The following is a 4,277-nucleotide window of genomic DNA, read 5'->3' as shown; positions in this document are numbered from 1 at the left end:
GAAATCCTCGACGGCGACAGCGACGGCTGAGGACCGGCTGGCGGGCATTTTCTTGACTGTGTAAGAATTTTTCCTTACTTTCTGTTTGACCAATTGAGGAGGCCCGCCATGGGAGCGCTACTGAAAGAAGAAAGCACCATCACCGCCAAGGGACAGACCACCGTGCCGAAGTCTGTTCGGCAGGCGCTGGGTGTCGATTATGGCGGGCGTATTGCCTTCTTTGTCGATGAGCAGCGCCGCGTCTATGTCCAGAAGGCCGAGGTTGAAGAAACCGCCGATCCCGTGATCGACCGTTTTCTTGAATTTCTCGCGCGGGATATGGCCAAGCACCCCGAGAAATCCGTCCTTCCTTTCCCGCAATCCCTGCTTGACCGGGCTGTTGCCCTGACAGCGGGCATGACGGTCGATCTCGATGCCGAGATCGAGGGGGACGTCTCGATCTGATATGCTGACGAYCAATGGCTGGACCGTCCTCGCACACCCTCTCTTTCTCGATCAGTGGGAAAAGCTGATCGAGGCGGTCGACGCGCTCAAGGCGAAGAAGCCGGAGAGCTATCAGAAATCCGCCGACGCCAAGCTGCTCGCCGCCTTGGTCCAGCTCGTCACCGTCGCGGTCCCGTCGGATCCGACAGCGGCGGTCTATCGCCAAGGCTCCACCCTTGGCGATGATCGCAAGCACTGGTTTCGCGCCAAGTTCGGCAATGGCCGTTTCCGGCTYTTTTTTCGGTATAGCAGCGCAAGTAAGGTCATCATCTTCGCCTSGGTGAACGACGAGAACAGCTTGCGGACCTATGGCKCCAAGACRGACGCCTACAAGGTCTTCAAGGGAATGCTGGACGACGGCAATCCGCCCGRCGATTGGGATGCGCTGCACAAGCGGGCTTCCGACCCCAAATCCGTTGATCGACTGGAAAAAGCATCTCCCTCGAAATCGTGACGGATAATGTCCGCGAAGAAATTCAGGGCGTTGCCCTTCGGGCCGTGCTCTCGGCTGCGCCGGAACCACGCCYTCGGCGCCWTTCCGCCATTCGGCTTCGATCACTAACGCGACCGGGGCGGCAGCGGTCATTTCGCCGGAAGCCCCGCCGTAGCAAGGCGTCCGAAGGGCCAGCCTTGGCCGCCGTCGCGCTGGCGCCGACGAACCGGGGACCGTAACGTCCGGCGGCGACCCCGTGACAGAGCGAGACAGGGGCCGGASGATCGGACTCTGATCCGTCCGATTTTGCCGCCGATGCTTCGCCGTGGCCGGATGACGGGATCATGTTCCTGCGCGATCAGCTTGCCTGCGCTACTACGCTTGATCGGATCGGCGCGACAAGCGAACGCCGACCCCTCCACCGTTCTCCGGGATGAATTCGATACCAAAAGCTTCAAACGCGGTTCGGATGGCCTTTAGCGTGGAAGCATGTGCRGGTTTGCCAGCTTCRATACGCGTAATGGTAGCTGCTGTCACATGGGCTTCACGGGCGAGGTCCCGTACCCCCCACTTCAATGCCGCTCGCGCCATTCGTATCTGCTCTTCTTTTATCAAAATTAATACCTTGACATAATTTTTTGGTCTGCAAAATTATGTCACAGACATAATTTCCTGGCCTGAGCGGCTAAGCGGAGTGCAGTAACACTCCACTTAGCCTAACCACGCCCAAGCTGTAAGGAGCTCGGATCAATGGCTGATTCTGAGAATAGCAGAACTTTGTCTTCCGTCACGCGCAGGACGTTGCTGACGGGTACGACGGCGGCCGCAGTGGCCTGGCCGTTCGACGATGGCGCAGGTGCCACCAAGGCCCGGTTGGCAATGCCATTGGCGATCCCGCGCTGGAACTCTGGCGTGCATGGAAGGTCGCCTGTCTCAACACCGCCGCCCTAGGCGAGAAGCAGCAGCGCCTTGAGGCCCAACTGGTCAATACTGTTGGCTTTCCGTGCGCGGAAGTCYATCTGCCGGAGAAAGACACCACTCTCGCCATCTGGTGGCAGGGCGAGATCGGGAACCATTTCGGCGACGATTTCGCCTTCGCCGATATCCGCGCGAAGGCCGAAGCCGATCTGGCCGCCCATCAAGCCCGCTGGGACGCCGAGGATGAACGCATCGGCTATTCCGCGGCCATGCGGGCGGAACGGATCGCCGCTGACCGTGAGCAGGAACTGRTGGACGCTCTGACGGTCACGCCCGCCACGACGCTTGCCGGCGTAGCGGGCAAACTCAATGCGGTCATGCGCGAAAGCGAATTCTTCGGGGAGTGTACGGATTTCCCCTGGCCGTTGGTACGCTCCGCGCTTGATGACATTGTCCGTATAGCGCGGCATGGGCGCGCARCATGAAAGCCCGTCCGGGTCGCCGGTTGCAATCGGGAMRCAYCCACCCGAGCATGGCTCGGCAGTCTGSCTGGAAGCGAAAGGCTTGGTGGCGCGACCCAGGCGATGCTTTTTCTTCGCTTGCACCACATTATATGATATGCATGACGCATATCATGGAGCCTGAGATGCGAGCCTTGATCGACATGAACGATGCGCAGGTCGAAGCCCTCGACATCCTCGCCAAACGGATGCGCCGGTCCCGTGCCGCTCTGATCCGCGACGCGATTGACGGCTATCTCGACCGCCATCACCGCGAGCAGGTCGGGGATGGCTTCGGTTTGTGGGGCAAGCGCAAGCTTGACGGTCTGGCCTACCAGGAGAAGGTGCGCGGTGAATGGTAGGCGCACTGTTCGACACCAATATCCTCATCGACCATCTGAACGCGATCGCTCAGGCCCGTGCGGAAATCGAGCGCTTCGAGAACCGGGCCATCAGCATCATCACCTGGATGGAGGTGATGGTCGGAGCGGATGCAGATTTGGTCGAGCCGACCCGGCGCTTCCTTGACGGCTTCAGGCTCATCGCACTCGACGACGAGATCGCCAGCCGTGCGGTCGAGCTGCGCAGAGCGCATCGCATCAAGCTGCCGGACGCGGTGATCTGGGCGACGGCGCAGACCGCCGGACGTCTGCTCGTGACCCGCAACACCAAGGACTTTCCGTTCGACGACCCGGGGATACGCGAACCCTATGCGCTGTAGCGCCCACCGTTCGAACGATAGGAGCTGCCGCTCAAGCCGAAGCAATGGCCGYGTGGCATATCCGGATCTGTGATGATCCGAGGGCCAGATCAACCGTCTCAAGGTCGTCAAACGCCAAATGTACGGTCGCGGAAAGATCGATCTTCTCCAAGCCCGTCTGATCGGCTCGCAATGATCCCAAACGTCAGCGAGATTGCGTCAGACCCATCGACCGTACTCTTTGCCCTTCACAGATGCCTCGGTAAATACTCTCCGAAAACCAACATCTATGGCACGGAGGCAATAACGCCGATAGCAGCTCTGCTGAGAGGCAATTTTCCGCGCTTCATCGGCTCCGAGTATGCGACCAATCCTGATACGATCGCTGATCTTTTTCCGATACCTACGGAGGACCTGACCCGCTTCTCTTTCCCAGATGGCGTGTTCGACGCGGGGGTAACGACCGAAGTACTTGAGCATGTTCCCGATCTGGACGCAGCCCTTCAGAAATGGCCCGCGTACTGAAAGCGGGTGGGTGGCACGTCGGAACATGCCCTTTCGCGTTCGTTGACGAGAAAAGCATCGTCAGGGCCCGCATACAAGACGGCGAGATAGTCCACTTCACCGAACCCGAATATCATGGCGATCCGATGGGAACTGGTGGGTCGCTGGTGTTTGAAATCCCAGGCTGGGATATCCTTGATCGAGCAAAGGCGGCCGGCTTTCGAGAAGCCTATTGGAAGTTTCTGATCTCTAGAACATTCAGGATCGCAGCAGAGAATTACGGCGGGGTTCTCGTCCTCTGCCTGCGGAAATAGGCGCCAAAATCGGCCAAGCAGCGGCCTCGATCTGTGCTAGGCTGATCGTCTCGCCGGTGTCGATCGCTTGGGAGCGGTGATAAGCGCCTGAGATAGCTCAGATCCATACCCCAAAGTGCTTGATGCAAACTTAGCTTCGGAGACCTCTTCATCGAAGAAAAAGGCCGGGGGAACCCGGCCTTCTCGTTGACGACCAAACGGTGTCGTCAGGCGACGGCCTTCTTCAGTGCGTCGACGAGATCGGTCTTCTCCCAGGAGAAGCTGCCGTCGCGGCCAGCCTTGCGGCCGAAATGGCCATAGGCCGAGGTCTTGGCATAGATCGGCTTGTTGAGGCCGAGATGGTTGCGGATGCCGTTCGGCGACAGGTCGACCAGCTTGCCGAGCACGTCCTCGAGCTTGGCTTCGTCGACCTTGCCAGTACCGTG

Annotated in this window: 8 protein-coding genes; 5 read left to right on the top strand and 3 right to left on the bottom strand. The window is 59.5% G+C overall.

The genetic code is table 11. The annotated features are described in order from the left end of the window. The first annotated feature begins 108 nt into the window (after positions 1-108). Together AB4Y99_RS26155 and AB4Y99_RS26150 are read left to right on the top strand one after the other, a co-directional pair. A complete protein-coding gene (locus AB4Y99_RS26155) occupies positions 109-444 on the top strand; it encodes a type II toxin-antitoxin system PrlF family antitoxin (RefSeq protein WP_112764666.1) in 336 nt (111 codons plus the stop codon). Between the two features lies 1 nt (position 445). Then, positions 446-937: a type II toxin-antitoxin system YhaV family toxin gene (locus AB4Y99_RS26150; RefSeq protein WP_441525379.1), complete on the top strand. Its 492-nt coding sequence runs from the start codon at positions 446-448 to the stop codon at positions 935-937. A 354-nt stretch (positions 938-1,291) separates the two neighbouring features. On the opposite strand, the gene AB4Y99_RS26145 is transcribed toward AB4Y99_RS26150, so the two are convergent. After that, a complete protein-coding gene (locus AB4Y99_RS26145; RefSeq protein WP_112764664.1) occupies positions 1,292-1,507 on the bottom strand; it encodes a helix-turn-helix domain-containing protein in 216 nt (71 codons plus the stop codon). 356 nt (positions 1,508-1,863) lie between these two features. Beyond that, positions 1,864-2,304, bottom strand: coding sequence for a hypothetical protein (locus AB4Y99_RS26140; protein WP_441525378.1), 441 nt, complete (start codon positions 2,302-2,304; stop codon positions 1,864-1,866). Between the two features lie 176 nt (positions 2,305-2,480). Here AB4Y99_RS26140 and AB4Y99_RS26135 point away from each other — a divergent pair, with 176 nt between their 5' ends. The 3 genes from AB4Y99_RS26135 to AB4Y99_RS26125 all read left to right on the top strand — a co-directional run bounded on the left by AB4Y99_RS26135 (position 2,481) and on the right by AB4Y99_RS26125 (position 3,559). Then, entirely contained in the window at positions 2,481-2,696 is a 216-nt protein-coding gene (locus AB4Y99_RS26135; protein WP_112764673.1) for a CopG family ribbon-helix-helix protein, read from the top strand. After that, on the top strand, positions 2,690-3,055 hold the full coding sequence (locus AB4Y99_RS26130; protein WP_441525377.1) for a type II toxin-antitoxin system VapC family toxin: 366 nt from the start codon (positions 2,690-2,692) through the stop codon (positions 3,053-3,055). The genes AB4Y99_RS26135 and AB4Y99_RS26130 overlap by 7 nt, the downstream gene beginning before the upstream one ends. Positions 3,056-3,226: 171 nt before the next feature. Further along, on the top strand, positions 3,227-3,559 hold the full coding sequence (locus AB4Y99_RS26125) for a methyltransferase domain-containing protein (RefSeq protein WP_441525376.1): 333 nt from the start codon (positions 3,227-3,229) through the stop codon (positions 3,557-3,559). A gap of 499 nt (positions 3,560-4,058) precedes the next feature. Here the strand turns inward: AB4Y99_RS26125 and AB4Y99_RS26120 are convergent. Then, positions 4,059-4,277, bottom strand: a 219-nt coding sequence (locus AB4Y99_RS26120; protein WP_441525375.1) for a methionine adenosyltransferase domain-containing protein, incomplete at its 5' end; no start/stop codon positions are given.

Origin of the sequence: Allobosea sp. TAB14 (assembly GCF_052113865.1) — a bacterium.
Taxonomy (GTDB): Bacteria; Pseudomonadota; Alphaproteobacteria; order Rhizobiales; family Beijerinckiaceae; genus Allobosea; species Allobosea spartocytisi.
Note: the sequence above shows the minus strand (reverse complement) of the source record. Positions and strands in the feature narration are given on the sequence as shown.